Source organism: Streptomyces sp. ID05-26A, from assembly GCF_033794685.1.
GTDB lineage: Bacteria > Actinomycetota > Actinomycetes > Mycobacteriales > Pseudonocardiaceae > Lentzea.
Genome location: NZ_JARAYZ010000003.1, coordinates 36,478 through 61,780 on the forward strand (window position 1 = coordinate 36,478; position 25,303 = coordinate 61,780).

The following is a 25,303-nucleotide window of genomic DNA, read 5'->3' on the forward strand; positions in this document are numbered from 1 at the left end:
CGGTGGGACGATCAGGCAAGTGTGAGCGCTTCGGAGAGGGGCTTGCGGCGCAGGTCCGGCACCTCGCAGTCGTCGGCCGGGTAGCCGATCGGGAAGAGGACGTACGGCCGTTCGCCGGGGCGTCCGAGGAGATCCTGCAGGAACGTCATGGGGTTCGGCGTGTGCGTGAGGGTCGCGAGGCCCATCGAGTGCAGTGCCGCGATGAAGAAACCGCAGGCGATGCCGACGCTCTCGTTGGTGTAGTAGGTCTTCCTGCCGTCCTGCTGCTTCTGCGCGAACGCGACCACCAGCCAGGGCGCGACCTCCAGGAACTCCTTGGTCGCGTCGGTCTCCAGTCGTGCGAGCGCCGCGCGCCACTCCGGGATCTCGCGCTCGTGGTAGAAGCGGCGTTCCTCTTCCTCGGCGGCCTCACGGATGCGGCGCTTGAGGTCCGGGTCCTGGGTCGCCACGAACCGCCACGGCTGCTGGTGCGCGCCGCTCGGGGCGGTGTTCGCGGCCAGGACGGCGAGTTCGATCGCTGTGGTGGGAACGGGATCGGGGGAGAACCAGCGCACGGACCGGCGTGCGTCGAGCAGGCGGTGGAACGCCCTGCCGCGGTCGAGTCCCACCTCGATCGGCAGGCGCGGTGGTGTGTACGGGACGAACGGGTGGGTGTGCGATCGGGTCACGGTCGCGACGATGCCGGGGCGCGATTGTTTTGGCCAGTTCACGTTTCTCCGGCCAGCTATAAGCTCAGCTCATGAATCTGCCCAACGTGACGGTGCGGCAGTTGGAGTACCTGATCGCGGTGGCGGAGACGGGCTCGCTGACCGCGGCCGCTGCGAGATGTCACGTCTCCCAGGGCGCGATCTCACTGGCGTTGAGCGAACTGGAACGGGTGCTGGACCTGAGGCTGGTCGTCCGGTCACCGCGCCGGGGTGCCGTGCTGACGGCCGCGGGGGCGCGGGTGCTCGCCGACGCCCGCCGCGTGGTCGGGGCGATGGGGGAACTCGGGGCTGAGGCACGCGGGCTCAGCCGGCACGTCAGCGGCGTGCTGACGGTCGGTTGTTACGCGCCCATCGCGCCGTTCCACCTCCCCGCCGCGATCGCGACGTTCGAGCGGGCACACCCGGAGGTGTCCGTGCGGTTCGTGGAGGGGAGCCTGCCGGAGATCGGGGAGGACCTGGTCGCCGGGCGGTGCGAGATCGCGTTCCTCTACGACCAGGACCTGGTGCCGGGGATCGCGACCCGCACGTTGTACGACCTGCCGCCGAAGATCCTCCTGTCCGCCGGTCATCGATTGCGGCGACGGCGTGCGGTCGCTTTGCGGGAACTCGCCGAAGATCCTTTTGTGCTGCTCGACGTGCCGCCGAGCGAGCAGTACTTCCGTTCGGTGTTCGCGGCGGCCGGGGTCGAGATGGTGGTGACGCATCGGGCGCGCAGTTTCGAACTGGCCCGGTCCCTGGTGGCGCGGGGAATCGGTTATTCGATGACCGTGCAACAGCCGGTGGTGAACGCTTCGTACGAAGGGCTCGAGGTGGTGGCGGTGGAGTTGCGCGACACCGTGCCCACCACCCCTGTCGTGCTGGGATGGGCAGCGGGAGGCCCGCTCACGCGCCGTGCGCAAGCGTTCGCCGAGCACTGCTCGGACCTGTTCCACGGGTAGCCGTCAATTCCTTTGAATACTCCCATCTTCCCGATTTGCCAAGTGGTGCAATCGATCGGTGAATGCCGGTATGGTCCAGACCAGGTGGTCCACCAATCAAGACGGTCGCACGTTGTGTCAATTGGCCGGAAGGCACTGTCGAATGACGAACAGTGGTCTGCTCGAGGAGATTCGCCGCACCCGGTTCGACCTGGTCCGAAATGGACGCTGGAACGAAGCCGATCGGCTCGCCGGGGACGCGGCGGCTCAGGGGCTGGAGCCGGGCGCGCTCACCTATCTGCCGGGAAGTCCGGGGACGTGCCGGCGGGCGCTCGTGTTCCGCGCGGTGCAGGCGGCGAACCGCGGCACCGGCCGGGCCGAGGCGGTGGCGACCGCGCGGCAGGTGCTCGCGAAGCCTGTGGACGACGGCACGTTCTGGCAGGCCGTGACGGTCTTGACCCATGCGGGTGAGAGCGCTCTCGCGCACCGGCACTGGATCACGGCCACCGGTGTCGGCCGTGATGTCCACGACCTGCTCGGCTCGCGGATCATGCTGCTGCGCGGCGATCCTCGTGCGGCGCTCCGGTTGCTCGCCCGCGACGTCCGTCCACGGCTGCGGGGCGTGGCCGGCGCGTGGCGGGTCCTGGCGCTCACCGAGGCCGGTGAGCTCGACCGTGCGCGCGCCACCCTGGTGCCCGGGCACCAGGACGACGCGGAGCTGCGCTTCGCCCGCGGGCGGCTCCTGCTGGCGGAGGGACAGGCCGCCGCGGCACTGGACGAGTTCCTCGAATGCGGGCGGCTGCTCGCCACCTGGGGCGTCGCCAACCCGGCGGTGCTGCCGTGGCGGTCGTCGGCCGCGCTGGCCGCCGCCGACACGGGAGACCTGGTGCTCGCGCGGATCTGCGCGGACAAGGACCTGGTCGCGGCGAGGCGGTGGGGCGCGCCACGGGGCATCGGGCTCGGCCTGCACGCCTCGGCGCTGGCACGCGGTGGTGACGACGTCCTGATCGAGGAAGCGATCACCCTCCTGGCCGGGGGCGAGGCCTTGCGGGCACGTCACGACCTGGCGCAGCTCCTGCTCACGCGTGGGGAGACCGGCCGTGCCCGCACGCACGCCCGGCACCTGCGCGAGGCCGCGTCCTGTCCCCGGTGGACGCAGGCGGCGGAGGCGCTGACCTCGCGGTTGCTGCGCACCGATGGCGAAGCCGCGTTGAGCGGGCAGGAACGCAGGATCGCACTGCTGGCGAGAGCCGGGCGGTCGAACCGCGAGATCGCCGCCGAGCTGGGACTGGTGCTGCGCACCGTCGAGTTCCACCTCACCGCCGTCTACCGCAAGATGGGGGTGGCGGGCAGACCAGGGCTTCGCCGGGCGTTCGTCCCCGCCGCGTGATGAGCGGGACGTGCCCGGCCGCCGTCGCGGCCGGACTGCTCGCCGCCGGGGAGAAGTGGACCGAGGCCGTCGAGGCGGCCGAACAGGCGTTGGCGTCCCCTGCCTGCCGGACGAACGCGCGATGCACGTCGCGTGCGCTGGCGACGCTGGTCTGCGCGGGCGAACTCGTCGCCGCCGACGCGCACAGCCTCGCTCTGCTCGAAGAGAACCCCGGTGACCACGTGCTGCTCGCCAGAGCCTGCGTCGCACGCCGCACCGGTGACCTCGCGCGGCACTCGTCCCTGCTCGCACTGGTGCGCCGAGACGCCGAGATCCGCCCGCTGGTGCTGCTCTGGACGGTGGAAATGCTCGTCGCCCGCGGTGATCCCCGGGGTGCCGAAGCGGTGCTGCCCGCCGACGCCGGCAGTCCGTTGCTGCGGGAGGCCGGGGCGGTGGTGGCGATGGCGCTGGGCCGTCCGCAGGAGGCGTTGGAGGGTCATCTCGCGTGCGGCAAAGCGTTGGTGGAGTCCGGTGTCCTCAACCCCGCGGTCCTGCCGTGGCGTTCCCGCGCCGCACGAGCCGCGCTGGCGTGCGGTGACACCGGTGAAGCACTGCGCCTGGCGATGGAGGAGCACACCGCCGCGGCCCGCTGGGGTGAGCCCGCCGCACTCGGCTGGAGCCTGGCGGTCGTCGCGGGAGCGAGTCCTCCCCACGGCGAGGACCTCGTGGCCTACGAGCGCGCGATCCGCTTGCTGGGCATGGCACACGCCCGGATGGAGCTCGCGGAGGTGCTCTGCGACTACGGCGACCGCCTCACCGCGCACGGCAAACAGGCAGCAGCGTGCGAGATCTACGCACGAGCGCAGGCCACGGCCGTTGACATCGATGACATCGTGCTGGTGAAGCGGATCGAGGAGTCCACGAGCGGTGCCACGACTCCCGAACCGGCGCTGATCCCCGTCGAGGCCGAGGTCGCCCGGCTCGTGTGCTCGGGCCTGAACAACAAGGAGATCGCGGCCCGGCTCGCGATGGCGACGCGGACCGTCGAGCTCCACCTGACGAGGGTCTATCGCAAGCTCGGGCTGTCGGGCCGCCGTGAGCTGCGGGCCACCCGGTGGGCCTGGCTCCACCACGAAACCTTGCGGACCGACCGTGGTGCCCCCGGAGGCCTCCCCGAGTGATCGTGGAGGCATTGAGGGAGGAGCCCGCAGATGCCCACACGATTACTCGCGGCCCTGTTCGCACTCGCTTTCGCCGTCTCCGGCGTCACCACCGCGAACGCGGCGATCGACCACACCGTCACCCTGGTCAACAACACCGGTCAGACGATCTGGGTCGGCAGCACCGTCAACGCGGACGGCTCACGGGCGTTGACGAACCTGCCCATGCTGCACAACGGCCAGTCCGCGACCGTCACGATTCCCGAGACCGCCTCGCCCGGCCATTGGCGCGGCACGTTCTTCGCCCGGCAGGGGTGCACCGGCACGTCCGGCGCCAACTTCCGTTGCACGGTCGGCGACTGCGGTGTCCAGGCGGCCCGCTGCGTCACCGGAGAACAACCGGCGAGCCTCGCGGAGTTCAACTTCGACACCCGCGACCGGCTGGCCCCCTGGTACAACGTCAGCTACGTCAACGCGTTCTCCGTGCCGGTGAGCATCTCGCCGGTCAACGCGACCGGGCCACCGGGTTCGTGCGGCACCGCCGGGTGCACCACGAACATGTTGCCGCAGTGCAACCCCGCGTACGTCAAGTACGGCGCGGACGGCCGGCGCGTCAACTGCGTCAACCCCAACCGCGACGCGCAGACCGACTACAGCAACACCATCAAGTCGCGCTGTCCCAAGGCCTACGCGTGGTCGAAGCAGGACACCGAGCCTGGCAACCAGACCGTGTTCCAGTGCGCCAACTGCAGTGGCTTCAAGGTCACGTTCCACTCCGTGGCCTGAGCCCGTTTTCCCATCCCTGAAAGGAAAACAATGAAGTCCACCGCCAAGGTGCTCGGCGCCGTCGCGTCGGCCGCGGTCCTGTCGTTCGTCTTCTCCGGCACCGCCTCCGCCGTCAGCGGCACGGCCAGCTACTACAACGACGCCGGCTACGGCGCGTGCGGCACCCAGATCAACGCGGCGACGCAGATGCTGGTCGCGGCCCCCGCCGCGCTGTGGACCACGCCCAACCCGAACAACGACCCGTTGTGCCGCAAGTCGATCCGGGTCACCCACAACGGCAAGACCATCACGGTGCCGATCAAGGACAAGTGCCCGAGCTGCGCGAGCAACAAGATCGACCTCAGCCAGCCCGCGTTCGCCAGCCTGGCCAACACCTCGGTGGGCATCATCAACGTGACGTGGCAGATCGTCTGAGCCGCTGAGGACGAGGGGAGCCCGGGAGTCGAACCCGGGCTCCCCCTTCTCCTCCGTGCCGGGCGGATCTGTCCAGTGGACATCGCGTCTCAAAAGGACGCGCGGCGCACCCTCCGCGCTCTGCCCGGCGTTTGTCCTCCGGGGGCCCTGCAACCCCGCATCTCGTTCCAGAGGAGAACAACCATGCTCGCGTTACGCGCTTCCCTGCTCGCCGCCACGACCCTGGCGCTGGCGGCCACGTTCGCACCCGCCGCCACGGCGGCCACGGTGCAGGAGAACGTCATCGCCCTCACGAACGCCGAACGCGCCAAGGTGAACTGCCCCGCGCTGAAGTCGAACGCGGCGCTGAACACCGCCGCACAACGGCATTCGGTGGACATGGCCACGAAGAACTTCATGGGCCACACCGGTTCCGACGGCAGCACGATGGTCGTCCGGATCGAACGGGCGGGCTACACCCGCTGGACCAGGGCCGCGGAGAACGTGGCCGCCGGGTACGGCACCGCCGCAGAGGTCGTGCGCGGGTGGATGAACAGCTCGGGACACCGCGCCAACATCCTGAACTGCGCCCTGCGCGACATCGGCGTCGGCCACCAGTACCGGCAGGGCACCACGTACGGCCACTACTGGACGCAGAACTTCGGCACGCGCTGACCCGTCAGGCGAACGGGTAACGCCGGTCGTAGCGCTTGACGGGTTCGGCCGGCACGTCGTCGCGGAGGCGGGTGACGAGGTCGGTGATCATCGCGCGGGGCGACTCCGCCACGACGTGCACGAACTCACCCGCCTCCGCGAACGCCTCGAACACCCGGAAGGCGGACGCGGGCGTGTGGTCGACGACGAGCAGGCCACCGCTCCCGTCCGAGCCGATCGGCACCCACTCCGGCCGCCACGGCGCGTACGGGTACGCCTCTCTGATCGCCTGCTGCTGGTCCCACGTCCGCGCGGCCGAGTCGACGTCCATGAACGTGCAGGACGGCGCGATCTCGAACGGGGACGGCACGTGGTGGTCGATGCCGTCGTGCCACTCCCACAGCGTCACCAGGTCGGGGTGCAGCGGCACGGGCAGCCTCGCCGTCAGCGGGCCGAAGTCCGAGGTGCCCGGCAGCAGCGTCGAGTGCTGGTGGGGAGCCTTCCTCGCCAGCAGTTCGCCGAGCGTCGTGAGCAGAGCCTTCACACCCACCGACGCTACCCGGCGGCTGATACGTTGCCTGGTGGTCGGGTCGCTGAGGATCCAGCGCCCAGCGAGAAGGGTTGGCTCGATGAGCTTGCTGCGCAGCTACGTGTCGGGTGGGTGGCACACGCCCTCGGTGGAGGGCGCGCCGTTGCACGACGCCGTGACGGGCGAGGAGTTCGCGCGGATCTCGTCGGCGGGTGTCGACATGGGTGCGGCGCTGCGGTACGGGCGCGAGGTCGGCGGGCCCGCGTTGCGCGAGCTCACCTTCCACCAGCGCGCGCAGCTGCTCAAGGCCGTCGGGCTCTACCTCAAGGAGCACAAGGCCGAGCTGTACGCGCTGTCCGCCCGGTCGGGTGCGACGAAGTCCGACTCGTGGATCGACATCGACGGCGGCTTCGGCGTGCTGCTCGGGTACGCGTCCAAGGCCAAGCGCGAGCTGCCGAACGACAAGGTCTACGTCGACGGGCCCGTCGAGCCGCTCGGGCGTGGCGGCACGTTCGTCGGGCAGCACATCTGCACGCCGCTGCACGGCGTCGCGGTGCAGATCAACGCCTACAACTTCCCCATGTGGGGGCCGCTCGAGAAGTTCGCGCCCGCGTTCATCGCCGGGGTGCCCTCGCTGATCAAGCCCGCGTCCCAGACGGCGTACGTGACCGAGAAGATGGTCGAGCTGATGCTCGCCTCCGGTCTGCTGCCCGAGGGGTCGCTGCAGCTGGTCTGCGGTTCGGCGGGCGACCTGCTCGACCACCTGACGCCGCAGGACCTGGTCGGGTTCACCGGCTCCGCGTCCACCGCCCAGCACCTGCGCACGCACCAGGCCGTGATCCGGTCGTCGGTGCGGTTCAACGCCGAGGCCGACTCGCTGAACTGCTCGATCCTCGGCCCGGACGCCCAGCCCGGCACGCCCGAGTTCGACCTGTTCGTCGGGCAGCTCGTGACGGAGATGACGACGAAGGCCGGCCAGAAGTGCACGGCGATCCGGCGCGCGCTGGTGCCCGAGTCGCTGATGGACGCGGTGGCCGAGGCGACGGCGGCGAAGCTGGGCGAGGTCGTGATCGGCAACCCCGCCGACAGGTCCGTGAAGATGGGTGCGCTGGCCGGACTGGAGCAGCGCGAAGAGGTCCGCCGGTCGCTGAAGGCGTTGCAGGAGAACGCCTCGGTCGTCTACGGCGACGGCGCTCTGTCTCTTGTGGACGCCGACGCCGAGCGTGGCGCGTTCATGTCGCCGATGCTGCTCCGCGCCGCCGCCGACGCCGTGCAGCCGCACGAGGTCGAGGCGTTCGGCCCGGTGTCGACGCTGATGCCGTACACCTCCGTGGACGACGTCGTGGCGCTGGCCGCGCGTGGTGCCGGTTCGCTGGTCGGTTCGATCGTCTCCGCCGACACGGACTTCGTGCGCGAGGTCGTGATCGGCGCGGCGCCGTGGCACGGTCGCCTGCTGGTGCTCGACCGCGAGGACGCCGCCGAGTCGACCGGCCACGGCTCACCGCTGCCGATGCTCGTGCACGGCGGCCCCGGCCGAGCCGGTGGCGGCGAGGAGATGGGCGGCATGCGCGGCGTGATGCACCACATGCAGCGCACGGCCGTGCAGGGCAGCCCGCGCGCGTTGGGCGCCATCACGAACCGCTGGGTCACCGGTGCGCCGCGCCACGAAGAGGCCGTGCACCCGTTCCGCAAGACGCTGGCCGAGCTGAAGATCGGTGACACGGTCGTGGCGGGCCCGCGCGAGGTGACGCTGGAGGACATCGAGCACTTCGCGACGTTCACCGGCGACACGTTCTACGCGCACATGGACGAGGAGGCCGCCGCGGCGAACCCGTTCTTCGGCGGCCGGGTCGCCCACGGCTACCTCGTCGTGTCGTTCGCGGCGGGCCTCTTCGTCTCGCCCGAGCCCGGCCCGGTGCTGGCGAACTACGGGCTGGAGAACCTGCGGTTCGTCACGCCCACGTTCCCCGGCGACCAGCTGACGGTGACGCTGACCGTCAAGCAGATCACGCCGCGCGAGGACCAGGAGTACGGCGAGGTCCGCTGGGACTCGGACGTGACGAACCAGAAGGGCGAGTCGGTCGCGAAGTACGACGTGCTCACCCTGGTGGCCAAGAACTAACGGGGGTGGCCAAGAACTAACGGGCTTCCTTGCGGGGGAGGGGCCGGGTGGCCGGTCCCTCCAGCACCGCGCCGTCGACGTCGAACCGCGACCCGTGGCACGGGCAGTCCCAGCTGCGTTCGGCGGCGTTGAACCGGACCAGGCAGCCGAGGTGCGTGCAGCGCATCGACACGCCGTGCAGCTTGCCGTCGTCGTCGCGGTAGACGCCGGTCTTGCCGAGGCCGTCCCGGACGACGTGGGCGTGACCGGGCTTCAGGTTCTCGCTGGACGTCGCGTCGGCGGGCACGATCCGGTCGCCCACCATCTCCACAGCCACTTCGGCGTTCTTCTTCACCAGCTGCGGCAACGACTTCAGCGACAGCCGGTGCGGGCTGAACCGCTCCGCCAGCTCGTTGGGCTTGTCCGTCACCAGGTCCGCGAGCAGTGACGCCGCGAACGTGCCGCTGGTCAGGCCCCACTTCATGTACCCGGTGGCGGTGAAGATCGTGCTGTTGCCCGGCGTGTAGCTCCCGATCATCGGCAGGTGGTCGTAGGCCGTCGGGTCCTGCGCCGACCAGCGGTGCGTGATCTCCTCGACCTGCCAGTGCCGGCGCGCGAAGTCCTCCAGCCTGCGGAACGGTTCCACGGTGGGCTTGCCGGTCGGGTGGCTCTGCCCGGCGAGGATCAGCTTGTCCTCGTGCGCCGAGATGGACCACGAGGGGCTGCCGGTGCTGATGGCGAGCGCCTGCGTCGGCGCGTGGACGCGGGCCGCGATGCAGTACGCGCGGGTGAGTTCGAGGCGCGGGAAGTACAGGCCCCGGTCCAGCGTCGGGTAGTGCGTCGCGATCACGATCTTCTCGGCGTCGACGTGACCGTCCGCTGTGGACACGCGGTTGCCGCTCACGTCGAGCACCCGGCTGTGCTCGTGCACCACGCTGCCGTCACCGTCGACCGCGTCGGCCAGGCCCCGCAGGTACTTCACCGGGTGCAGGGCGATCTGGTCGTCGAGCCAGACCGCCGCGTACACCTCGAACGGCAGGTCGACGTTCTTCGCGTTGCGCACCGGGAGGCCGGCCTGACGAGCCGCGATCAGCTCGTTGTCGACGTCGCGCACCTCGGACTCGGAGTAGGCGTAGGTGACGGCGGGGGAGCGGCGCAGGTCGCAGTCGATCCCCTTCGCCAGCTCGGCGACCTGGGCCACGGCGGCCACGGACGCGGCGGCGTAGTCGGTGGTGGCGGCCAGGCCGTGGGTGCGGCGGATCTGCGAGTACACGGTGGACTGCAGGGCGGTGACCTTGGCGGTGTTGTTGCCGGACACCCCCGAAGCCACCCGGTCGGCCTCCAGCACGACCACGCGCAGGCCACGGCGCTTGAGCAGCAACGCGGTGGTCAGGCCCGTGATGCCGCCGCCGACCACGGCCACGTCGAAGGTGTGCTCGCCGGTCAGGGGCGGGCGGGAGGTCTCCGCGAGGGCGGCGAGCCAGAGCGACTGGTCAGCGGTGGTGGTCATGGCGGCGGATACCCCTGTTCGGGACGGGTATGCGGCCGGTCGGCCGGATAGCTTCCGCCGTCAGCGGGTATGCGACAGGGCATGAGCAAGCACCGGGTACTAGTTGTCGGAGGCGGGTTCGGCGGTCTGGGCGTCGTGCGCGGACTCAAGCGCGCGGACGCCGAGGTCACGCTGATCGACCGCACGAACCACCACCTGTTCCAGCCGTTGCTCTACCAGGTGGCGACGGCGTTGCTGCCCGCGGGAGACATCGCTCCGGCGTTCCGGGCGATCCTGCGCAAACAACGCAACGCGCACGTCCTGCTGGGCGAGGTGACCGGCTTCGACACGGCCGCGAAGCTCGTGCACGTCGACCTCCCCGACGGCCGGTCGCGGCAGGTCGCGTACGACACGCTGGTCGTGGCGGCGGGGTCGCGCGACAGCTACTTCGGCCATGACGAGTGGGTCGAGCACGCGCCGCCGATGAAGACCCTCGAACAGGCCGTCGACCTGCGCTCGAGGCTGCTGCGGGCGTTCGAGACGGCGGTGGCGGCCGAGGACCCGAAGCAGTGGCTGTCGTTCGCCGTCGTGGGGGCGGGACCGACCGGGGTCGAGCTGGCCGGGCAGCTCGCGGACCTCGCGCGCAGGGCGTTGAAGGGGCAGTTCCGGGAGATCGACCCGCGCGACGTCCGCATCACGCTGATGGACGCCGTGCCGCACGTGCTGCCGCCGTTCTCCGCCGAACTGCGCGAGCACGCGCGCGTGAAGCTGGAACGGCTGGGCGTCACGGTGATGACGAGCGCCATGGTCGAGTCCATCGACGCGGAGGGCCTGACCACCAAGGACGGCGACCGGGTCGAGGCGAGGACGATCATCTGGGCGGCGGGTGTCCAAGCCTCACCGCTGGCGCGCCGGCTCGCCGAGGCCACCGGCACCGAGACCGACCGCAAGGGCCGGATCGTGGTGAACCCCGTCGACTGCTCGGTCACCGACGACGTGTTCGCCATCGGCGACATGGTCAACCTGAACGACCTGCCGGGCATCGCCGAGCCCGCGCTGCAGGAGGGCCACCACGTCGCCCGCGTGATCAAGGCCCGCCTGAACGGACGCCGCGCCAAGCCGTTCCGCTACCTCGACCTCGGCACGATGGCCACGATCTCGCCCGGTGACGCCGTCGCGGACATCAGGAAGCTGCGGCTCAAGGGGATCATCGGCAAGGCGGCGTGGGCGATCGTGCACATCGCGTTCCTCGTCGGGTGGCGCAACCGGATCGCGGTGCTGACGCAGTGGGCGTGGAACCTCGTCACGGGCCGCCGCGCGCAGCCGATCATCCTGGAGCCGGTGCGGGCGCTGGAACGGCGGTAGAGAGGTTTGGCCAGGGGTAACCGGACGGCGTGAACATCGAGCTGCTGGGCATCTACCTCAACGACCACCTGGCCGGGGCGATGGCGAGCACCGAGCTCGCCCGCCGCGTCAGCCGCACCCATCCCGAGCTGCGCCTCCTGGCGGACGACGTCGAAGCGGACCGCAAGGAGCTGCTCGACCTCATGCGCGAGACCGGCGTCGAGCCGCGCCCGCACAAGGAGGCGCTCGGCTGGCTCACCGAGAAGGCGGGCAGGCTGAAGCTCAACGGCAGGGTGCTCGGCCGTTCACCGCTGAGCGACGTCCTCGAACTGGAGACCCTGCGCGTCGGCGTCGAGGGCAAGACCGCGCTGTGGCGGACGCTGCGCAAGCTCGGCAGCTTCGACGACACGAGGCTCGAGCGGCTGCAGCACCGCGCCGCGAGCCAGGCCGAGCTCCTCGACCAGTACCGGCTGCTCCTGGCGCCGCGGACGTTCAACTCGCCGCACGTCTCCGGCGTGGACGTCGAGCGCACCTTCACCGTCGCCTCCACGCCCGAGGGCGTGACGGAGTACCTGCGCGACTTCTCCCGCGCCGAGCAGTGGGACCCCGGCACCGTCTCGTGCACGCGCCTCGACAACGGCCCGGTCGAGGTCGGTTCGCGCTGGCGCAACGTGTCGTCGTTCCTCGGCCGCAAGACCGAGCTCGTCTACGAGCTGACCCGCGACGACGCGGGCGGCCTGCAGTTCGTGGGACGCAACGACACCGCGACCTCGACCGACGACATCTCGATCACCGCGGGAGACGCGCCCGGCACGGCCCGGATCGCCTACCACGCGCACGTCGAGTTCAACGGGCTCGCGAAGCTCGGGGCACCGGTCGCGAAGCTCGCGCTGGAGAAGCTCGGCAACGACACCGAGAAGAACCTGATCCGCGTGCTCGGCCCCGTGCGGTAAAGACAAAGGAAAAACGCAGGTCAGGCGCGATTCCGCCGTTCGGACGAGATCCCTAGACTCCCTCGGGCCGGTGAGTGAGACAGGCCTTCACCCTGCCGCCCCCGGCTTGGACGCAGAGGGAGTACTGGGGTGTTCGAGAACAACGTCACCAGGCGCGGCTTCGTCACGGGCGCGGCGGCCGTCGCCGGTCTCGCCGGTCTGTCCACCATCGCGCCGGGGCTGGCCGGTGCCGCCCCCACGCCCACTGACCAGCACACGCCCGCGGAGATCGAGGCCGCCGAGGTCGGCGCGCTGGCGATGATGACGTTCCAGAAGATCGACGGCACGCCCGTCTACTACTGGCGTTCCAACCGCGGCAACACGACCGCGCGCAACTGGCAGGCCACCGACGCGTTCTACAACGCGCTCGTCGCCTGGATCCGCGACCTGCGTTCGCTCTCGTCGAGCTACGGCTCGATCAGCTACATCGTCTCGGCGGGCTTCTACGTCGACAAGGCCGGTCAGCACGGCGCCGGCACCGCGATGGACCTCGACCACGTCCGCTGGTCAGGCGGCAACGTCACCTCGCCGCTCGACCAGCACCACGCCTCGGGCACCGCCGCCCTGCGCAAGCGTTACCTGGCAACGGAAGCAGTGTGCCGCCGCCGCTTCCGCTACGTGCTCGACGGCTGGTACAACGCCGACCACCGCGACCACATCCACGCCGACTTCGGCGGCATGCCGGTCCGCGTGCTCAAGAACTCCGAGGCCGACACGAAGTTCGTCCAGGGCACCTGCAACAACTTCCGCGGCTCCGGCCTCGCGATCGACGGTGTCTGGGGTCCGGCCACGACCAGCGCGTTCAACGGCCTCAAGTCGGCGCTCGGCGTGACCGGTGACCCGCACACCAGCACCGCTGTGTGGCAGGGCATGTTGTCGAAGATCGCGACCAAGGGGTTCGCGAACCAGAACATCTGATCCCCGCGGGGAACGGCGAGGCCGGAGCCCATGCCTCCTGGGCTCCGGCCTCGCCGTGTGTTCGCACCCGCTGCGGGTAGTCGCCGGTCTCGTGCGAGGCGAGCGCAGGTTCAAGTGGACAGATCGTGGACAACCGGCTGTTTTCGGTAACAGCCGGTTGCGGTTGTTCGACAACGGGATCTGATCGCTGAATGCTGCCCTGGAGGACTTCTCGCATGGACCGCCTCGTCTCCGGTGTTGTCGCCGCCCTGCTGTTGATGGCCGTCCCGGCGTGCGGTTCGCCGTCCCCGACAGGCGCCGCCACGTCCGCCACCGCCGCTGATCCCACGTCACAAGCCGTGACCCAGCCCGCGCCGCAGACTGCGGAGGACGTGACCAACGCGCTGGCCGCGAAGATCCCGAGCCTGAAGCTCACCAAGGTCTTCAGCGCCGAGGACGATCCGAACAAGCAGCTCGGCCGTCCGAACGGCTACACGTCGAAGTCCGCGTTCACCGACACCCGGATCGCGGTCGAGGGAATGGTCGCGGCCACCAAGGAGAACGACACCCTGCGCGGGGGCGGCGTCGAGGTGTTCCCCGACGGGACAGGGGCCAAAGCCCGGATGGAGTACATCCAGCAGTTCGGCAAGGAGATGCCGATGCTGGCCGAGTACGACTACGTGATCGGTGGTGTGCTGCTGCGGGTGTCGAAGGAGCTGACGCCGACGCAGGCCAAGGAGTACGAGACCGCGCTCAACGCGATCCTCGGCTGAGATCGGACACGACGACCGGCGAGGCCGGAGCCCATGCCTCCTGGGCTCCGGCCTCGCCGCGCGAGGGCGCTCCTACGTGCCTACTTCGGGCACTTCTTCCACGAGAAGTGGTAGATGGTCTCGATCGACCCGTCCGTCGAGTCCATCGCCATGAAGCTGGTCTTCTTCGGGTCGGACGTGCCCTTGTCCACCCGCAGCTCGGTGTTGATGTTGAAGTTCCGCTTCGCCCCGCACGGGTGGTAGATGATGGACGCCACGTCGGTCGAGTGCGTGACCTGCCAGTCGTCGCTCAGCGCGCCGTTCCAGGTCTTGGACCGCTGGTCGTTGTCCGACATGCCCTGGAAGTAGTAGCTCGCCTTCTGCGTGCCCTTGGCTCCTCTTTCCAGGTGCGCGAAACCTCTGTAGTCGGCCTTCGCGATGCCGTAGGTGAAACCGCCGGGGACGTTCACCTTGAGGTTCAGCTGGCAGTTCTTGCGGAAATCGGTCGGCAGCGACTGAGGGCCGACCTGCGCCAGGTAGTCGCTGTAGGTGACCGTGAACGCCTTGTTGTCGGGGGAGACGGCGATGGCGGCTGTGCCGGCCCGGCAGCCGGAGCCGTTGACCGTGACGACGTCGATGGTGATCTGACCCGGCGGGGGCGGATCCGCCGCAGTGGGAACGACGATGGTGGACAGAGCCAGTGCGGCTGCGGCCAGCGTGGAAATCATGGGACACCTTTCCGAATGTGCAGGACAGTTCGGGCGGCGTGGTACGAGACCGTATCGGAAAGGGTGTTGACTAACCGTCCGCCAAGCAGAGCAACATTGCGGGCGTGTGCACCAAGGAATATTTTCGGAAGTCGTGTGTTATTCGCAGTCCAGGACCGCTGGAAATCGGTTATTCCTGAGGTGTGAAACCTATAGGTGAAGTGTCCACCGGTATGGGAGCGCGCACACGACAAAGGCGCATCCGCGGCTGGATGCGCCTTCGTGGTGAAACGGGGTCAGCGCTGGTGGCCGTTGCCCATCGAGCCACCGAGGCCGAACAGGATGCGCTGGATGAGCTCGGGATCGACGTCCGGCTCGTCGCCCAGCGCCTCGGCGGCGGGGGAACGGCGCTTCTCGCGCCGGGGAAGCGGCACGGCGTTCGCGTTCACGCCCGTCGGCAGCTGCATCTCGCACCAGATCAGCTTGATGCCACCGGCGAGTTGCAGCTCGCCCGTGCGCACGTTGGACGAGGTGGGCGGCATGATGAACCTGGCTGCCTCCAGCTCGACGACGAGGTAGTCGCCGCTCAGTCGCAGTCGCAGCGTGATCAGCCGCGACGTCTTGGGGTCTGCCGACTCGACGGCTGCTTCGACCAGCGCGCAAGCGACGGCCGAGCACTCCGCGGTCATGTTGCGCAGCCGCCATTCACCGAGGGTGAAGCGCACGAACAGATCCGCGCAGTTCACCGCGGTGGGCAGCGCGATGAGTGTCAGGTCGTCGACCTGGGCGGTCTGGGCGTTCGCCTGCATGCTGCCTCCGTTTCGCGTCCGGCGCGCGAGTCCGTGACAGTCACCCGAATGGCCGTCACGGTGTGCGGGAATCTACATGGGTATACGCGGGAAGCAATGGGCTGGTTGACTCACCCGTCAAAAGTCACGTGTGGGTCACGAAGAGAGGGCCCAGTGCTCACGCTGAGTATAGCGCCGGGCCCACTCCGTGATCATTTCGGGTCAGCATCGCTTCCAGGCGAACTGATAGCGGGTGTTGATGCTCCCGTCAGTGGAATCCATCGACACGAACGCCGGTTGGTTCGCCGAGTTCGTGAAAGCGCGGACCTCCGTGTTCACGTTCAGGTGCCGGACCATCCCGCACGGCGCGAACACGATCTCCGCGACCTCGGTGCTGTCGGTGAACTGCCAGTTGTCGCTCGTCGGTGCCGCGATGTCGTGCGTGCTCGTGCCCGTGGACGACGAACCGGAGAAGTAGTAACTGGCGCGTTGCAGGCCGCGCGCGCCGCTGGGTAAGTGCGCGAACCCGCGGTAGTCGGCCTTCGCGATACCGAACGTGAAGCCCTGCGGGTAGTGCACGCGCAGGTTCAGCTGGCAGTTCTTGCGGAACTGCGTCGGTGTCGATCCGGAACCGGCCTGGGCGGTGTAGTCGCTGTAGGTCACCGTGAATGCCGTGTTGTCGTCCGAGACGGCCACCGCGGCCGTTCCGGCGGGGCAGCCGGAACCGTTCACCGTGACGACGTCGACTGTGATCCTGCCGGGCGGAACCACGTCGGCCGGCGCCTCGGGGGCTACGAGGAGGGAGAGTGCCAAACCCGCTGCTGCCATCGCACTGAGCATGAGTCGCCTTTCAATTGTGCGGACGGCGGCGGTGCGGGAGACGCTATCTTAAATGGACTTAAGTCGCGGACGACCGACCGGGCGAACTTAAAAATATTTAAAACGGATTAATCGTCTGAACGGTGGATTGGCGGCGATCGGCGGTCGGCTAACTTCATGTCAGATCACAAAAATGATCCGAACCAAGACTCACTGAATACGCCGGTCCCCACACCTGGCGCCGAGAGCCCCGGCAGATCCACCTCGTTTCACCGGTGTGGGAAGGCAAGCGCGCACTGCTCATCGGGTTCCTCCCTCCTGCTCGGGACTCGGTGGTGCGGCAGCGGTGCCGCGCAGCCGGCCGGTGCCCGCCGGCGGCGCTGGATCCGTCCCACGGTCCGCGCCGCCGGCGGTGTTCGTCCTCCCGCGCCCTTCTCCCCGCGGCACCCTTCAGAGCCTCCGGAGCCTCAATTGCACGCGTGCACCGCCCAACGGCCCGCGGTCGACGTGGAGAGACCCTCCCGTGCTCTGCGCGGCACGACGGGCGATGTCGAGTCCCAGCCCGGTGGAACCACCTCCGCTGGAGCCCCGCCGCACCGCCCGTTCGGTGTCCGCGATGCCGGGGCCTGCGTCCTCGACCACCAGCGCCACCAGATCGGCCTGGTGCACCAGCGTCACGGCGAACCGGGTGCCCTCCGGCGTGTAGCGGAAGACGTTGCCCAGCAACGCGTCCAGCGCCGCCGCGAGGTCGGCGCGGGAGAGCGGCACGGGGGCGGGCTTGTCGGCGCCCCGCACGGTCCAGGGCCGTTCCTGGTCGTCGGCGAGCGCGGACCAGAACACCAGCCGGTCGCGCACGACCTCCGCCGCGTCGGCGCCGGTGTCGTCGGGCTGCAGGCCGGAACGGGCCGCCTTGATGATCTCGTCGACCTCCCTCTCGAGGCCCTGGACGGCCTCTCGGACCCGGTCCGCGCCCGGACCCTGCCCGAGGGTGTCCGCGTCCAGGAGAAGGGCCGTGAGAGGGGTCCGGAGGCGGTGCGAGAGGTCGGCGACCACCTCGCGTTCGGCGGCGAGGAGGTGCCGGACGCGCTCGGCCATGGCGTTGAAGGCCTTGCCGACCTCCTTGAACTCGGGCGGTCCCTTCACCGGGACCCGCACCGAGAGGTCGCCCTGGCCCATCCGGCGCGCGCTCTCGGCCAGCGTCCGGGTCGCCTTGACGGCCCGCGCGCCCAGCCGGTCGGCCACCAGCACCGACCCGGCGACCAGGCCCGCCGCGACGCCCGCCAGCACCCACCAGGTGCCGACGACGCCGCGGGTGAGCTCCTCGTGCGGCACGAACGCCTCGACGATCACGATCCCGTTCTCGCTGGTGGCCAGCGGCTGCAGGTAGGCCACGCCGTCGGGCCTCTCGACCGTGGACGCCGTCGCGAGCCGTTGCGCCTCCTCCAGGTCCGCCGCGGTGATGTGCGAGTAGCCGTACGTGCCGACCGGTGTGCCGACGTGCACGGCCAGTCGCTGCTGACCGCCGTACCGGGTGAACCTGATCGCCTGGCGGATCTCCGGTGCCTTGCGGGTGATCAGCAACGCCGGCGTCATCGCGTTGGCCTGCTTCTCGGCCTCGCTCAACGCACGGGTGTACGCGGAGTTCTTCACGATGATCGCCAACGGGATGAGGAACGCCAACGCCACCATGCTGGTCGCCGCGAGAGCGACCAGCACCAGTGAACGCCTCATCTGGGGTCGACCAGACGCACGCCGACTCCTCGCACCGTGTGCAGATAACGGGGCTGCGCGGCCCGTTCACCGAGTTTCCGGCGCAGCCAGGACAGGTGGACGTCGAGCGTCTGGTCGTCCCGGTGGGACGGCCAGAGGTTCTGCAGGATCTCCGCTCGCGGCACCACTTCCCCCTGCCGTGCCGCGAGGAACGAGAGCAGCTCGAACTCCTTGTGCGTCAAGGAGAGCTCCTGGCCGTCCACAGAGGCCCTGCGGAGGTCGACGTTGATCTCCAGGCCGCCGATGACGAGCTGCTTGCTGTCGCGCGCACGCCGGAGCACCGCCTGCAGGCGGGCTTCGAGGTGCTCGCTGGAGAAGGGTTTGACGAGGTAGTCGTCCGCGCCCGCGTTGAGCAGCCGGACGATCCCGGCCTCGTCGTCGCGGGCGGTCGCGATGACCACCGGGGTGTTCGTGACGCCTCGGATCATCCGCAGCGCGTCACCGCCGTCGAGGTCGGGCAGCCCGAGATCGAGCACCACGACGTCGTAGCTGTTCGCGGTGACTTCGCGCAAAGCCTCGATCGCGAGCGCGACACCGTGCACGATGTGGCCCTGACCGGTGAGGGCGCGCGTGACCGCCGCCCGCACCACGGGGTCGTCTTCGACCAGCAGTACTGATGCCATGAGCCGCTACGGGAGGATCGTCGCAGTGAGAAGGTCCGTCGGATACCTGGTCGCCTGGGCGGTGGTGACCACGGTCGCCGTCGGCCTGTCGTGGTTCGGCATCCGGTGGGCGATGGAACCCGCACCGGTGGCCGCGATCGGGTCCACGACGAGCTCGGCCGTGCTGCCGATGCCGACCATCACGACCCTCACGGTGCCCGCACCCGAACCCGGTGCCTCCGCCGGCACTCCGCCGCCGCCTGTCACGCCTTCGTCCACCAGGCCTCCTGTGGTCACTACGTCTGTTCCGGCTCCTCCCAGTAGTACGGATGCGCGTCCCTCCCCGGCTCAATCTCCGCAGGGGGAATGGCAACCGGACGGCTCGTACGTCCACGCGTTCAACCTGCGCGGCGGGGACGTCGTCGTCCGCTACCGGCCGCAGGGGGTGCAGGCGCTGTCGGCCACACCCGCGGACGGCTACTCGGTGTCGGTGGAACAGCCCGGCGGGCCGCTGGTGGTGAACTTCCGCAACGCCGCCGGCCGGTTGTCCAGGCTGGAAGCCACCTGGGACAACGGGCCGACGGCGAAGGTGATCGAGCAGTAGGTCGTCAGAGACCGATGGCCTTGGCGATCTGCGCGGGCTTGAGCACCCGCAGGATCGCCTCGTACAGGTAGTAGTCGCCGTACGGCAGCGAGACCTCCACACCGTCCTCGGACGGGCGGTTGCGCGTACCGCGGGCCAGGATCGCCTCGGCACGCGTGGACCTGGTCGTCAGGCAGGTGCTCACCAGGCCGTCGAGGATCTTCAGCGCCCGGTCGTGGTAGCGGGCGGTGCCGGTGACCTTGGCCAGGTCGAGCAGGCCGCACGCCATGATCGCGCCCGCCGACGAGTCCTTGATGTCGTGGACGCCCAGCGGCGAGCGGTAGTCCCACACCGGCACGCCGTCCGGGGTGAGCACCGACAGCGCGTAGTCGGAGAGCTTGCGCGCGGTGTCGCGGAACTCGCGCAGGCCCGTGCGGCGGTACATCGTCGTGAAGCCGTAGATGCCCCACGCCTGGCCACGCGCCCAGCACGACGTCGGGCTGTAGCCCTGCACGGTGTTCGGGCCGATCGCCGCGCCGGTGTCCGGGTTGAAGTCGAACACGTGCGGGGTCGAGCCGTCCGCGCGCACGAAGTGCGTCTGGGTGGTCCTGGCGTGGGCGATCGCGATGTCGAGGTACTTGCGGTCGCCGGTCTGCTCGGTGGCGAACGCGAGCAGGTCCAGGTTCATCATCGTGTCGATGATGACGCGGCCCGCGTTGCCCGGCGTGCCCAGAGCGCCCCACGCGCGGATGAACCTGCCGGTGGCGTTCCAGCGCTGGATCAGGGTGTTCGCGGCGTCGATGGCGCCGTCACGCCACTTGGTGGCGCCGGTGAGCCGGTACGCGGTGACCCAGGACGGGTAGAAGAGGAACCCGAGGTCGTGGTCGCGAGGCTGGAGCCGGCGGGGAGCCAGTCTGTCGTTGGCGGCCTCGGCGAGCGCGCGGAACTGCGCGTCGCCGCTGTCGAGGTGCGCGAGCCAGAGGGTGCCCGGCCAGAAGCCGCCGATCCAGCCGCCGTCGGCGACGTAGGTCCACCTCTCGGCCCTGGTGATCTCCGGGAACGAGGTGATGCCGGGTGCGACCGCCTTCAACTTGGCGTTGCCGTAGTCGAGGGCGCCGCGGAGCTTCGCGGGGGAAGCGGCGGCTTCTCCCGCACCGATGGCCATACCTGCTCCGGTGAGCAGGGGAGTGGCCGCTGCGGACGCCAGAAGGGTGCGTCGAGACAGATTCACGAGACCGTCCAGTCCCTTTCTTCGCCTTGCGCCCGGCGTCACCCTGCCAGATCGGATCAGCGCGTGTAAAGGTGCGTCAAAAATTGATTCCCGCACCTTGCGTCAGGCCGCTGACCGGCATAAAGGGGTCGATCATGTACGTGAAACCGCTGGAATCCGACGTTGTAATAAGCATTGTTCACAAGGGTGAACAATGCGCGGTTCAGGTGCGCAGCAGAACTGCGTCCAAATGGCGGGGACTCAGGCCGTGGCGACGCTTGAACGCGGCGTTGCCCCGGCCGCCCTCGAGCGTGGACTTGCCCAGCCGGATCGCGAGCCGGACCGACTCGGCGAACAACGCGCCGTACGGGCTGTAGTTGCCGTCCACGGCGTAGTCGACGCCGCAGGTCCAGGTGTGGAAGCGGGTGGCGTCGGTGAGGCACACGCCGGCCGCGACGAGCTTGCCGTGCTGACGCACCTCGATCACGTGTGCCAGGTCGCCGAGCGCCGTCACGAACTTCCCGAAGGTGGCGCCGGGGTAGTACCCGGTGTTCTCGAAGCGGCTGGCGGTCTTGACGCACAGCAGGGTGATCTCGTCGAGCGCCGCCTGTTCGACCGGCATCGCCTCGATGGTGACGCCGGCCTCCCGGGATCTTCGCTCGTTGCGCCGGAGGTTCGCCCTGGCGCGCAGGCTCAGGCTCGCGAGGTAGCGCTCGTAGGTGGTGAGGCCGGTGACCCACCGGTCCGACAGGTGGCGTGCGGGCAGGCCGGCCGCCCGCAGCGCCTGCGACAGCGCGTCGCCGCGCTGGACGTTCATGAACCCGCACCACGGCACGTCGAGCATCGACGCCGTGCGCATCATCGCGTCCAGCAACCGCGGCAGCACCGCCGCGGTGGCCGGCACGTGCGCGTCGTAGCAGTGCCAGGTGTGGCTGAGCAACGCCGGTTGGCCGAGTGCCTCGGGGTAGACCTCGTGCAGGCGGCGCAACGGGTTCGCGGCCTTCTGGAGATAGGCCGGCATGACGGCGACCACCTCGTCGCCGTCCCGGGCCACGAAGTACGCGAACGCTTCGATGGCCGTCAGCGGTGTCTGCTCGTAAGCACTGACGTACGCGTGTTCGTAGAACACCGGCGCGCCTGCCCGGCGCACCACGGCATCCCAATCGGCAGAATCGATTTCCCTTATGGTGGTGGAGAATTCGACGTGCACACCATCACTGTACGGCTTGCCAGACGGCGAAGGGGACGTCGATCTCGTCGCGGCTCAGACCGCCGTGCTCGTAGCGCACCGTCGGGTCCGGGACGGGGAAGCGCGGTGACGCGGCCACCGCGACGACCGGTCCGGCCTCGGGCTGCGGCAGGCCGAGATCGGTGGCGTGGTGCACGGTCGCCGAGGCGCCCAGAGCCGTTGCCACGCGGTCGAAAACGACCTCCAGCCGGTCGGCCTTCGGGTAGAGCCAGCGCAGGCGGCCCGCACCGCCGGAGGGGATGACGCACTCCTCGCGGACGATCGCGTCCCAGGCCTCGACGAGGTCCGGATCGGGGTCGACGGCGACCATGCCGTGGTCGGAGTGCGCCACGACGGTCCAACCCTGTGCGGCCCAACGGGAAGCGTGCGCGTCCAGACGGAGCATGGCCTCGTGCACCGACTCGTCGTAACCGTGGCGGCGCACGTGGTCGCCGATGTTGACGTACGTCCAGAGGAACCGCGCGTCCTTGAGCGCCTTGTCCAGGTCGGCCACGACGTTCGCGACGAGCAGCGGCGGATCCTCGGACTGCGCCGCCAGTTTGTGCGAGGCGGGCGCGGGTATCCGGGCGCACCCTCGCAGCAGGGCCTGGGCCCAGGTCCCCTCGAGGTGGTCGAGTTCGCGGGCCAGCACCGTCGCGCCGTGCCGTTCGAGCACGGTCGGCAGCGCCGGGATCGCGGGCGTGCCGTTGATCGCGTGCACGAGCCCGGATCCGTTGCGGTACACCGTTCCCGGCACTCGGTGGACGTCGGCCGGGACACCGGTCAGCGCCGTCAGCAACGCTGTCGCGGACGTCGACGGGACCGTCGAGGAGAGCGTGGACGTGGAGGCGGACAACCAGGACTGTTTGGCCACGTCCGACGAGAGGCCGTTCACCGCCAGCACGATCACGCCGGATTGTGCCTTGCCGAGGGCGCGTTCGAGCCGGGAAGGTATCTCCGCCAGTGACATTCGGTGACTGTAACGCATCTCATCGGGTCAAGATTGCTCGATCGAGGCCTCAGTTCCGCACAATGGCTGCCGATGCGGTAAAGAAGACTTGGGAGAAGGAAGGTGGCGGATGACGGTCGGAGTTCTGGACGTCGGGTGCTTCAGCGCACACCTGGTGGTCGTGGAACGAGACCTGATGCGCCCTCTGGTGTCCCACAAAGTACGGCTGAGACTCGACCGGGAGATGGACGCGGACGGCGCGATCAGCCGCGCCGGCATCGAGTCGCTCTGCGCCGCCGTGCTCGCCGCGCGCAAGGAGGCGGGCGACGTCCCGTTCCTGCCGTTCGCCACCTCGTCCGTCCGTGACTCGTCGAACGTCGACGAGGTCATGCGCAAGGTGGCCAGACGCACCGGCGTCGAGCTGAAGGTGTTGTCCGGCAAGGAAGAAGCGCGCCTCTCGTACGCCGCGGCCCGGCACTGGTTCGGTTGGAGCGCCGGCCAGATGGTCGTGCTGGACGTCGGCGGCGGCACCGTCGAACTGGCCGCCGGATCCGGCGCCGAACCCGAGCGCGCGGTGTCCTTGCCTTTGGGCGCAAGGACTTTGACCCGCGCCGGGCTCACCGTCGCGGACATGCGGCTGGAGGTCGCGGACCGTCTGGAGACCGCGTTCCCCTGGGGTGAGAGCGCTCGCGCGGTCGGGTGCTCGAAGGTGTTCGAACAGCTCGCCCGCCTCGCCGGCGCGCGCAACGGCACCTACGCGCCGCGTCAGTTGCGGCTCAAGGACCTGGAGAAGTGGATCCCGCGGCTCGCGAAGCTGTCGGTGCGCGAACGCGCCGCCCTGCCGGGTATCTCCCGGCACCGGGCCCGGCAGTCGCTGGCGGGCGCGGTGGTCGCGGAGGGGCTGATGAAGGTCTCGGGCCACGACGTCGTGGACATCTCCCCGTGGTCCACCAAGGAAGGCCTGCTGCTCTCGCTGGTGGAGCGGTCTCGAGCGCGGAGTTCGTCCGCGGCCTGACCGGCTAGGCGCTCAGGGCGGTGACGGCGTCGTCGACGTCGTTGAAGAGCAGCAGCAACTGGTCGACCGCTGTCATCTCCAGCGGGCGCAGCACGATCCGGCTGTCGCTGACGACGCCGAACTTGACGCCGAGCTCGTCGGCCTGGTGCTGGGTCTCCACCAGCGCACGGATCCCCTCGGAGCCGAAGAAGCGCACTTCCCGCAGGTCGAGGACCAGCGCGGGTGGTTTGCGGTCGAGCAGCTCGGCGAGCCTGCTGGTCACCGGTGCCGACGACATCATGTCGATCTCGCCCGTGAGAGCGACGATCGGGATGGATTGGACGTAGGTGGTTCTCTGTCGAAGCTGGTTCATAAGACTCCCGTCCGCCTCGACCGTACGCGCCGTCGGCGGACGTCCACAACCGGAGTCGTTCGGCACCGCGGTCACACGAGCAGGAAAGCTCGGGTCAGGAGCATCGCGGCCACCAGCAGCGCGAACAGCACGATGATCGCGATCACGATGCGTCCGGCGGTCGCCTTGGGAGGGGTCCGTTCGTGGTGGGACAGGCCCGTGGTGGTCGATCCGGAGTCCGGAGGGGTTTCTCCCGGGTTCACCCCACCTCCGGGCTCAGTGCCGCGTGTGAGGTCGGGTTCGGGGTCGGGCGGGAGTGCGGTCATACGGGTTCAGGTACCCCGTTTTCACGCTTCTAGCTGAGCCCAGACCACTTTCCCGCTGGTCTGCGGTTTCGTGCCCCACTTCACGCTCAGCGCCTGCACGAGTTGCATGCCGCGCCCGCGCGCGCTGTTCGGGTCCACGGGTCTGAGCTGGGGCAGTTGCGACGACTGGTCGTGCACCTCGACGAGCATGCCCCCGGCCCTCCGGCTCACCGTGAGTGTGATCGGTCCCTCACCGTGGTCGATGCCGTTGGACACGAGTTCGGTCACGACGAGCTGCGCGTCGTCGGTGAGATCCTCGGACAGCCCCCACGAGGCCGCGACCTCGCGCACCACCTGACGTGCACGAGCGCACGAACCGCCGTCGGCGGTCAGGGTCACCCGCACCTCTGCCAGTGGGTCGTTCAACACAGGCGCATCGTCGCACATCCGGCGGGTCGTTCGGATCTTTCAGCCCCCCGGTGGTCGCATGCTCGGACGTCGTGCTGCACGATTTGGGTCGCACGAGTCGGGCGTGGCGGAAGGAAACGGCGACGATGGAGCTCAACGTCGGCAGCGATGTCCAGCGGGGATGGCGAGTTCTCGCCGTTGCCGGGGAACTGGACATCGACACCGTGCCTTTGCTGTCCGCACGGCTCGACTCGGACGTGACCGGGTCGCACGCCGTGCTGGACCTGGCCGAACTGGCCTTCATGGACTCGACCGGCCTCGCGCTGGTGCTGGACTGGCACCGCAGGCTGGCCGAGGCCGGCGGGCAGCTGCGGATCGCCGCTGCTCAGGGCCCTGTTCGGCGGTTGTTCGAACTCGCCGACGTGGCCGAGGTGCTGAGCCTGTTCGAATCCGTGGACGTGGCCGTCCAGGAGGCCGTGGACTCGGCCCGCTGAGTTC

Annotated in this window: 28 protein-coding genes; 14 read left to right on the forward strand and 14 right to left on the reverse strand. The window is 69.5% G+C overall.

Translation table 11 applies throughout. The features are described 5' to 3' along the window. Positions 1–11: 11 nt before the first annotated feature. Positions 12–668, reverse strand: a complete 657-nt coding sequence (locus PV646_RS27355) for a nitroreductase family protein (RefSeq protein WP_500345134.1) — start codon at positions 666–668, stop codon at positions 12–14. 71 nt (positions 669–739) lie between these two features. Here PV646_RS27355 and PV646_RS27360 point away from each other — a divergent pair, with 71 nt between their 5' ends. From PV646_RS27360 to PV646_RS27385, 6 genes are all read left to right on the forward strand, one after another. Then, positions 740–1,645, forward strand: coding sequence for a LysR family transcriptional regulator (locus PV646_RS27360; protein WP_500345135.1), 906 nt, complete (start codon positions 740–742; stop codon positions 1,643–1,645). Positions 1,646–1,787: 142 nt separating this feature from the next. Then, the gene (locus PV646_RS27365) at positions 1,788–3,014 is read left to right on the forward strand and encodes a LuxR C-terminal-related transcriptional regulator (protein ID WP_500345136.1); all 1,227 of its coding nucleotides are present in this window, start codon (positions 1,788–1,790) and stop codon (positions 3,012–3,014) included. Next, positions 3,014–4,174: a helix-turn-helix transcriptional regulator gene (locus tag PV646_RS27370; RefSeq protein WP_500345137.1), complete on the forward strand. Its 1,161-nt coding sequence runs from the start codon at positions 3,014–3,016 to the stop codon at positions 4,172–4,174. Before PV646_RS27365 ends, PV646_RS27370 begins: the two co-directional genes overlap by 1 nt. A 30-nt stretch (positions 4,175–4,204) precedes the next feature. After that, complete coding sequence (locus PV646_RS27375; protein ID WP_500345138.1) at positions 4,205–4,939, forward strand: thaumatin family protein; 735 nt, start codon at positions 4,205–4,207, stop codon at positions 4,937–4,939. A gap of 30 nt (positions 4,940–4,969) precedes the next feature. Continuing rightward, complete coding sequence (locus PV646_RS27380; protein WP_500345139.1) at positions 4,970–5,353, forward strand: cysteine/serine endopeptidase inhibitor; 384 nt, start codon at positions 4,970–4,972, stop codon at positions 5,351–5,353. Between the two features lie 183 nt (positions 5,354–5,536). Next, positions 5,537–6,007: a CAP domain-containing protein gene (locus tag PV646_RS27385; RefSeq protein ID WP_500345140.1), complete on the forward strand. Its 471-nt coding sequence runs from the start codon at positions 5,537–5,539 to the stop codon at positions 6,005–6,007. Between the two features lie 4 nt (positions 6,008–6,011). Here PV646_RS27385 and PV646_RS27390 read toward each other — a convergent pair whose 3' ends face one another. After that, on the reverse strand, positions 6,012–6,530 hold the full coding sequence (locus PV646_RS27390) for an SMI1/KNR4 family protein (RefSeq protein WP_500345141.1): 519 nt from the start codon (positions 6,528–6,530) through the stop codon (positions 6,012–6,014). A gap of 85 nt (positions 6,531–6,615) precedes the next feature. On the opposite strand from PV646_RS27390, the gene paaZ reads away from it, so the two are divergent. Then, entirely contained in the window at positions 6,616–8,637 is a 2,022-nt protein-coding gene (gene paaZ, locus PV646_RS27395; RefSeq protein WP_500345142.1) for a phenylacetic acid degradation bifunctional protein PaaZ, read from the forward strand. 16 nt (positions 8,638–8,653) lie between these two features. Here the strand turns inward: paaZ and PV646_RS27400 are convergent, their stop codons facing one another. Then, on the reverse strand, positions 8,654–10,126 hold the full coding sequence (locus PV646_RS27400) for an FAD-dependent oxidoreductase (RefSeq protein WP_500345143.1): 1,473 nt from the start codon (positions 10,124–10,126) through the stop codon (positions 8,654–8,656). Positions 10,127–10,207: 81 nt separating this feature from the next. Between PV646_RS27400 and PV646_RS27405 the strand changes: the two genes are divergently transcribed. From PV646_RS27405 to PV646_RS27420, 4 genes are all read left to right on the forward strand, one after another. Next, the gene (locus PV646_RS27405) at positions 10,208–11,470 is read left to right on the forward strand and encodes an NAD(P)/FAD-dependent oxidoreductase (RefSeq protein ID WP_500345144.1); all 1,263 of its coding nucleotides are present in this window, start codon (positions 10,208–10,210) and stop codon (positions 11,468–11,470) included. 29 nt (positions 11,471–11,499) lie between these two features. Further along, complete coding sequence (locus PV646_RS27410) at positions 11,500–12,402, forward strand: SRPBCC family protein (RefSeq protein ID WP_500345145.1); 903 nt, start codon at positions 11,500–11,502, stop codon at positions 12,400–12,402. A gap of 129 nt (positions 12,403–12,531) precedes the next feature. Then, entirely contained in the window at positions 12,532–13,359 is an 828-nt protein-coding gene (locus PV646_RS27415; protein ID WP_500345146.1) for an extensin family protein, read from the forward strand. Positions 13,360–13,574: 215 nt separating this feature from the next. Then, entirely contained in the window at positions 13,575–14,111 is a 537-nt protein-coding gene (locus tag PV646_RS27420) for a hypothetical protein (protein WP_500345147.1), read from the forward strand. An 80-nt stretch (positions 14,112–14,191) separates the two neighbouring features. Here the strand turns inward: PV646_RS27420 and PV646_RS27425 are convergent, their stop codons facing one another. From PV646_RS27425 to PV646_RS27445, 5 genes are all read right to left on the reverse strand, one after another. Further along, positions 14,192–14,818: a DUF4360 domain-containing protein gene (locus PV646_RS27425; protein WP_500345148.1), complete on the reverse strand. Its 627-nt coding sequence runs from the start codon at positions 14,816–14,818 to the stop codon at positions 14,192–14,194. A 275-nt stretch (positions 14,819–15,093) separates the two neighbouring features. Beyond that, on the reverse strand, positions 15,094–15,606 hold the full coding sequence (locus tag PV646_RS27430) for an ATP-binding protein (protein ID WP_189158019.1): 513 nt from the start codon (positions 15,604–15,606) through the stop codon (positions 15,094–15,096). A gap of 201 nt (positions 15,607–15,807) precedes the next feature. Further along, positions 15,808–16,413: a DUF4360 domain-containing protein gene (locus tag PV646_RS27435; protein WP_500345149.1), complete on the reverse strand. Its 606-nt coding sequence runs from the start codon at positions 16,411–16,413 to the stop codon at positions 15,808–15,810. A 441-nt stretch (positions 16,414–16,854) separates the two neighbouring features. Then, positions 16,855–18,135 carry a HAMP domain-containing sensor histidine kinase gene (locus PV646_RS27440; RefSeq protein ID WP_500345150.1) on the reverse strand — a complete coding sequence of 427 codons (1,281 nt, stop codon included), beginning with the start codon at positions 18,133–18,135 and terminating at the stop codon, positions 16,855–16,857. Beyond that, entirely contained in the window at positions 18,132–18,797 is a 666-nt protein-coding gene (locus PV646_RS27445; RefSeq protein WP_500345151.1) for a response regulator transcription factor, read from the reverse strand. The genes PV646_RS27440 and PV646_RS27445 overlap by 4 nt, the downstream gene beginning before the upstream one ends. A 25-nt stretch (positions 18,798–18,822) precedes the next feature. Between PV646_RS27445 and PV646_RS27450 the strand changes: the two genes are divergently transcribed. Then, positions 18,823–19,380, forward strand: a complete 558-nt coding sequence (locus PV646_RS27450; RefSeq protein WP_500345152.1) for a hypothetical protein — start codon at positions 18,823–18,825, stop codon at positions 19,378–19,380. A gap of 4 nt (positions 19,381–19,384) precedes the next feature. Here the strand turns inward: PV646_RS27450 and PV646_RS27455 are convergent, their stop codons facing one another. The 3 genes from PV646_RS27455 to PV646_RS27465 all read right to left on the reverse strand — a co-directional run bounded on the left by PV646_RS27455 (position 19,385) and on the right by PV646_RS27465 (position 22,767). Then, complete coding sequence (locus tag PV646_RS27455; RefSeq protein WP_500345153.1) at positions 19,385–20,524, reverse strand: glycoside hydrolase family 88 protein; 1,140 nt, start codon at positions 20,522–20,524, stop codon at positions 19,385–19,387. Between the two features lie 268 nt (positions 20,525–20,792). Continuing rightward, positions 20,793–21,719, reverse strand: a complete 927-nt coding sequence (locus tag PV646_RS27460; protein ID WP_500345154.1) for a GNAT family N-acetyltransferase — start codon at positions 21,717–21,719, stop codon at positions 20,793–20,795. Positions 21,720–21,783: 64 nt separating this feature from the next. Beyond that, positions 21,784–22,767: a hypothetical protein gene (locus tag PV646_RS27465; RefSeq protein WP_500345155.1), complete on the reverse strand. Its 984-nt coding sequence runs from the start codon at positions 22,765–22,767 to the stop codon at positions 21,784–21,786. A gap of 109 nt (positions 22,768–22,876) precedes the next feature. Between PV646_RS27465 and PV646_RS27470 the strand changes: the two genes are divergently transcribed. Then, entirely contained in the window at positions 22,877–23,761 is an 885-nt protein-coding gene (locus PV646_RS27470) for a Ppx/GppA phosphatase family protein (protein WP_500345156.1), read from the forward strand. A gap of 4 nt (positions 23,762–23,765) precedes the next feature. Here the strand turns inward: PV646_RS27470 and PV646_RS27475 are convergent, their stop codons facing one another. From PV646_RS27475 to PV646_RS27485, 3 genes are all read right to left on the reverse strand, one after another. Next, a complete protein-coding gene (locus PV646_RS27475; protein ID WP_500345157.1) occupies positions 23,766–24,113 on the reverse strand; it encodes an STAS domain-containing protein in 348 nt (115 codons plus the stop codon). Between the two features lie 71 nt (positions 24,114–24,184). After that, positions 24,185–24,418 carry a DUF6480 family protein gene (locus tag PV646_RS27480; RefSeq protein WP_500345158.1) on the reverse strand — a complete coding sequence of 78 codons (234 nt, stop codon included), beginning with the start codon at positions 24,416–24,418 and terminating at the stop codon, positions 24,185–24,187. 21 nt (positions 24,419–24,439) lie between these two features. Then, entirely contained in the window at positions 24,440–24,826 is a 387-nt protein-coding gene (locus PV646_RS27485) for an ATP-binding protein (RefSeq protein ID WP_500345159.1), read from the reverse strand. Positions 24,827–24,951: 125 nt separating this feature from the next. On the opposite strand from PV646_RS27485, the gene PV646_RS27490 reads away from it, so the two are divergent. Further along, complete coding sequence (locus PV646_RS27490) at positions 24,952–25,299, forward strand: STAS domain-containing protein (RefSeq protein WP_189158009.1); 348 nt, start codon at positions 24,952–24,954, stop codon at positions 25,297–25,299. Positions 25,300–25,303: the final 4 nt, after the last annotated feature.

Bases quoted from the DNA above. Each gene is read 5' to 3' on its own strand.
- PV646_RS27360 (WP_500345135.1), top strand. From the start codon at position 740: ATGAATCTGCCCAACGTGACGGTGCGGCAGTTGGAGTACCTGATCGCG.
- PV646_RS27365 (WP_500345136.1), top strand. From the start codon at position 1,788: ATGACGAACAGTGGTCTGCTCGAGGAGATTCGCCGCACCCGGTTCGAC.
- PV646_RS27370 (WP_500345137.1), top strand. From the start codon at position 3,014: ATGAGCGGGACGTGCCCGGCCGCCGTCGCGGCCGGACTGCTCGCCGCC.
- PV646_RS27375 (WP_500345138.1), top strand. From the start codon at position 4,205: ATGCCCACACGATTACTCGCGGCCCTGTTCGCACTCGCTTTCGCCGTC.
- PV646_RS27380 (WP_500345139.1), top strand. From the start codon at position 4,970: ATGAAGTCCACCGCCAAGGTGCTCGGCGCCGTCGCGTCGGCCGCGGTC.
- PV646_RS27385 (WP_500345140.1), top strand. From the start codon at position 5,537: ATGCTCGCGTTACGCGCTTCCCTGCTCGCCGCCACGACCCTGGCGCTG.
- paaZ (WP_500345142.1), top strand. From the start codon at position 6,616: ATGAGCTTGCTGCGCAGCTACGTGTCGGGTGGGTGGCACACGCCCTCG.
- PV646_RS27400 (WP_500345143.1), bottom strand. From the start codon at position 10,126: ATGACCACCACCGCTGACCAGTCGCTCTGGCTCGCCGCCCTCGCGGAG.
- PV646_RS27405 (WP_500345144.1), top strand. From the start codon at position 10,208: ATGAGCAAGCACCGGGTACTAGTTGTCGGAGGCGGGTTCGGCGGTCTG.
- PV646_RS27420 (WP_500345147.1), top strand. From the start codon at position 13,575: ATGGACCGCCTCGTCTCCGGTGTTGTCGCCGCCCTGCTGTTGATGGCC.
- PV646_RS27425 (WP_500345148.1), bottom strand. From the start codon at position 14,818: ATGATTTCCACGCTGGCCGCAGCCGCACTGGCTCTGTCCACCATCGTC.
- PV646_RS27430 (WP_189158019.1), bottom strand. From the start codon at position 15,606: ATGCAGGCGAACGCCCAGACCGCCCAGGTCGACGACCTGACACTCATC.
- PV646_RS27435 (WP_500345149.1), bottom strand. From the start codon at position 16,413: ATGGCAGCAGCGGGTTTGGCACTCTCCCTCCTCGTAGCCCCCGAGGCG.
- PV646_RS27440 (WP_500345150.1), bottom strand. From the start codon at position 18,135: ATGAGGCGTTCACTGGTGCTGGTCGCTCTCGCGGCGACCAGCATGGTG.
- PV646_RS27445 (WP_500345151.1), bottom strand. From the start codon at position 18,797: ATGGCATCAGTACTGCTGGTCGAAGACGACCCCGTGGTGCGGGCGGCG.
- PV646_RS27455 (WP_500345153.1), bottom strand. From the start codon at position 20,524: ATGGCCATCGGTGCGGGAGAAGCCGCCGCTTCCCCCGCGAAGCTCCGC.
- PV646_RS27465 (WP_500345155.1), bottom strand. From the start codon at position 22,767: ATGTCACTGGCGGAGATACCTTCCCGGCTCGAACGCGCCCTCGGCAAG.
- PV646_RS27470 (WP_500345156.1), top strand. From the start codon at position 22,877: ATGACGGTCGGAGTTCTGGACGTCGGGTGCTTCAGCGCACACCTGGTG.
- PV646_RS27475 (WP_500345157.1), bottom strand. From the start codon at position 24,113: ATGAACCAGCTTCGACAGAGAACCACCTACGTCCAATCCATCCCGATC.
- PV646_RS27480 (WP_500345158.1), bottom strand. From the start codon at position 24,418: ATGACCGCACTCCCGCCCGACCCCGAACCCGACCTCACACGCGGCACT.
- PV646_RS27490 (WP_189158009.1), top strand. From the start codon at position 24,952: ATGGAGCTCAACGTCGGCAGCGATGTCCAGCGGGGATGGCGAGTTCTC.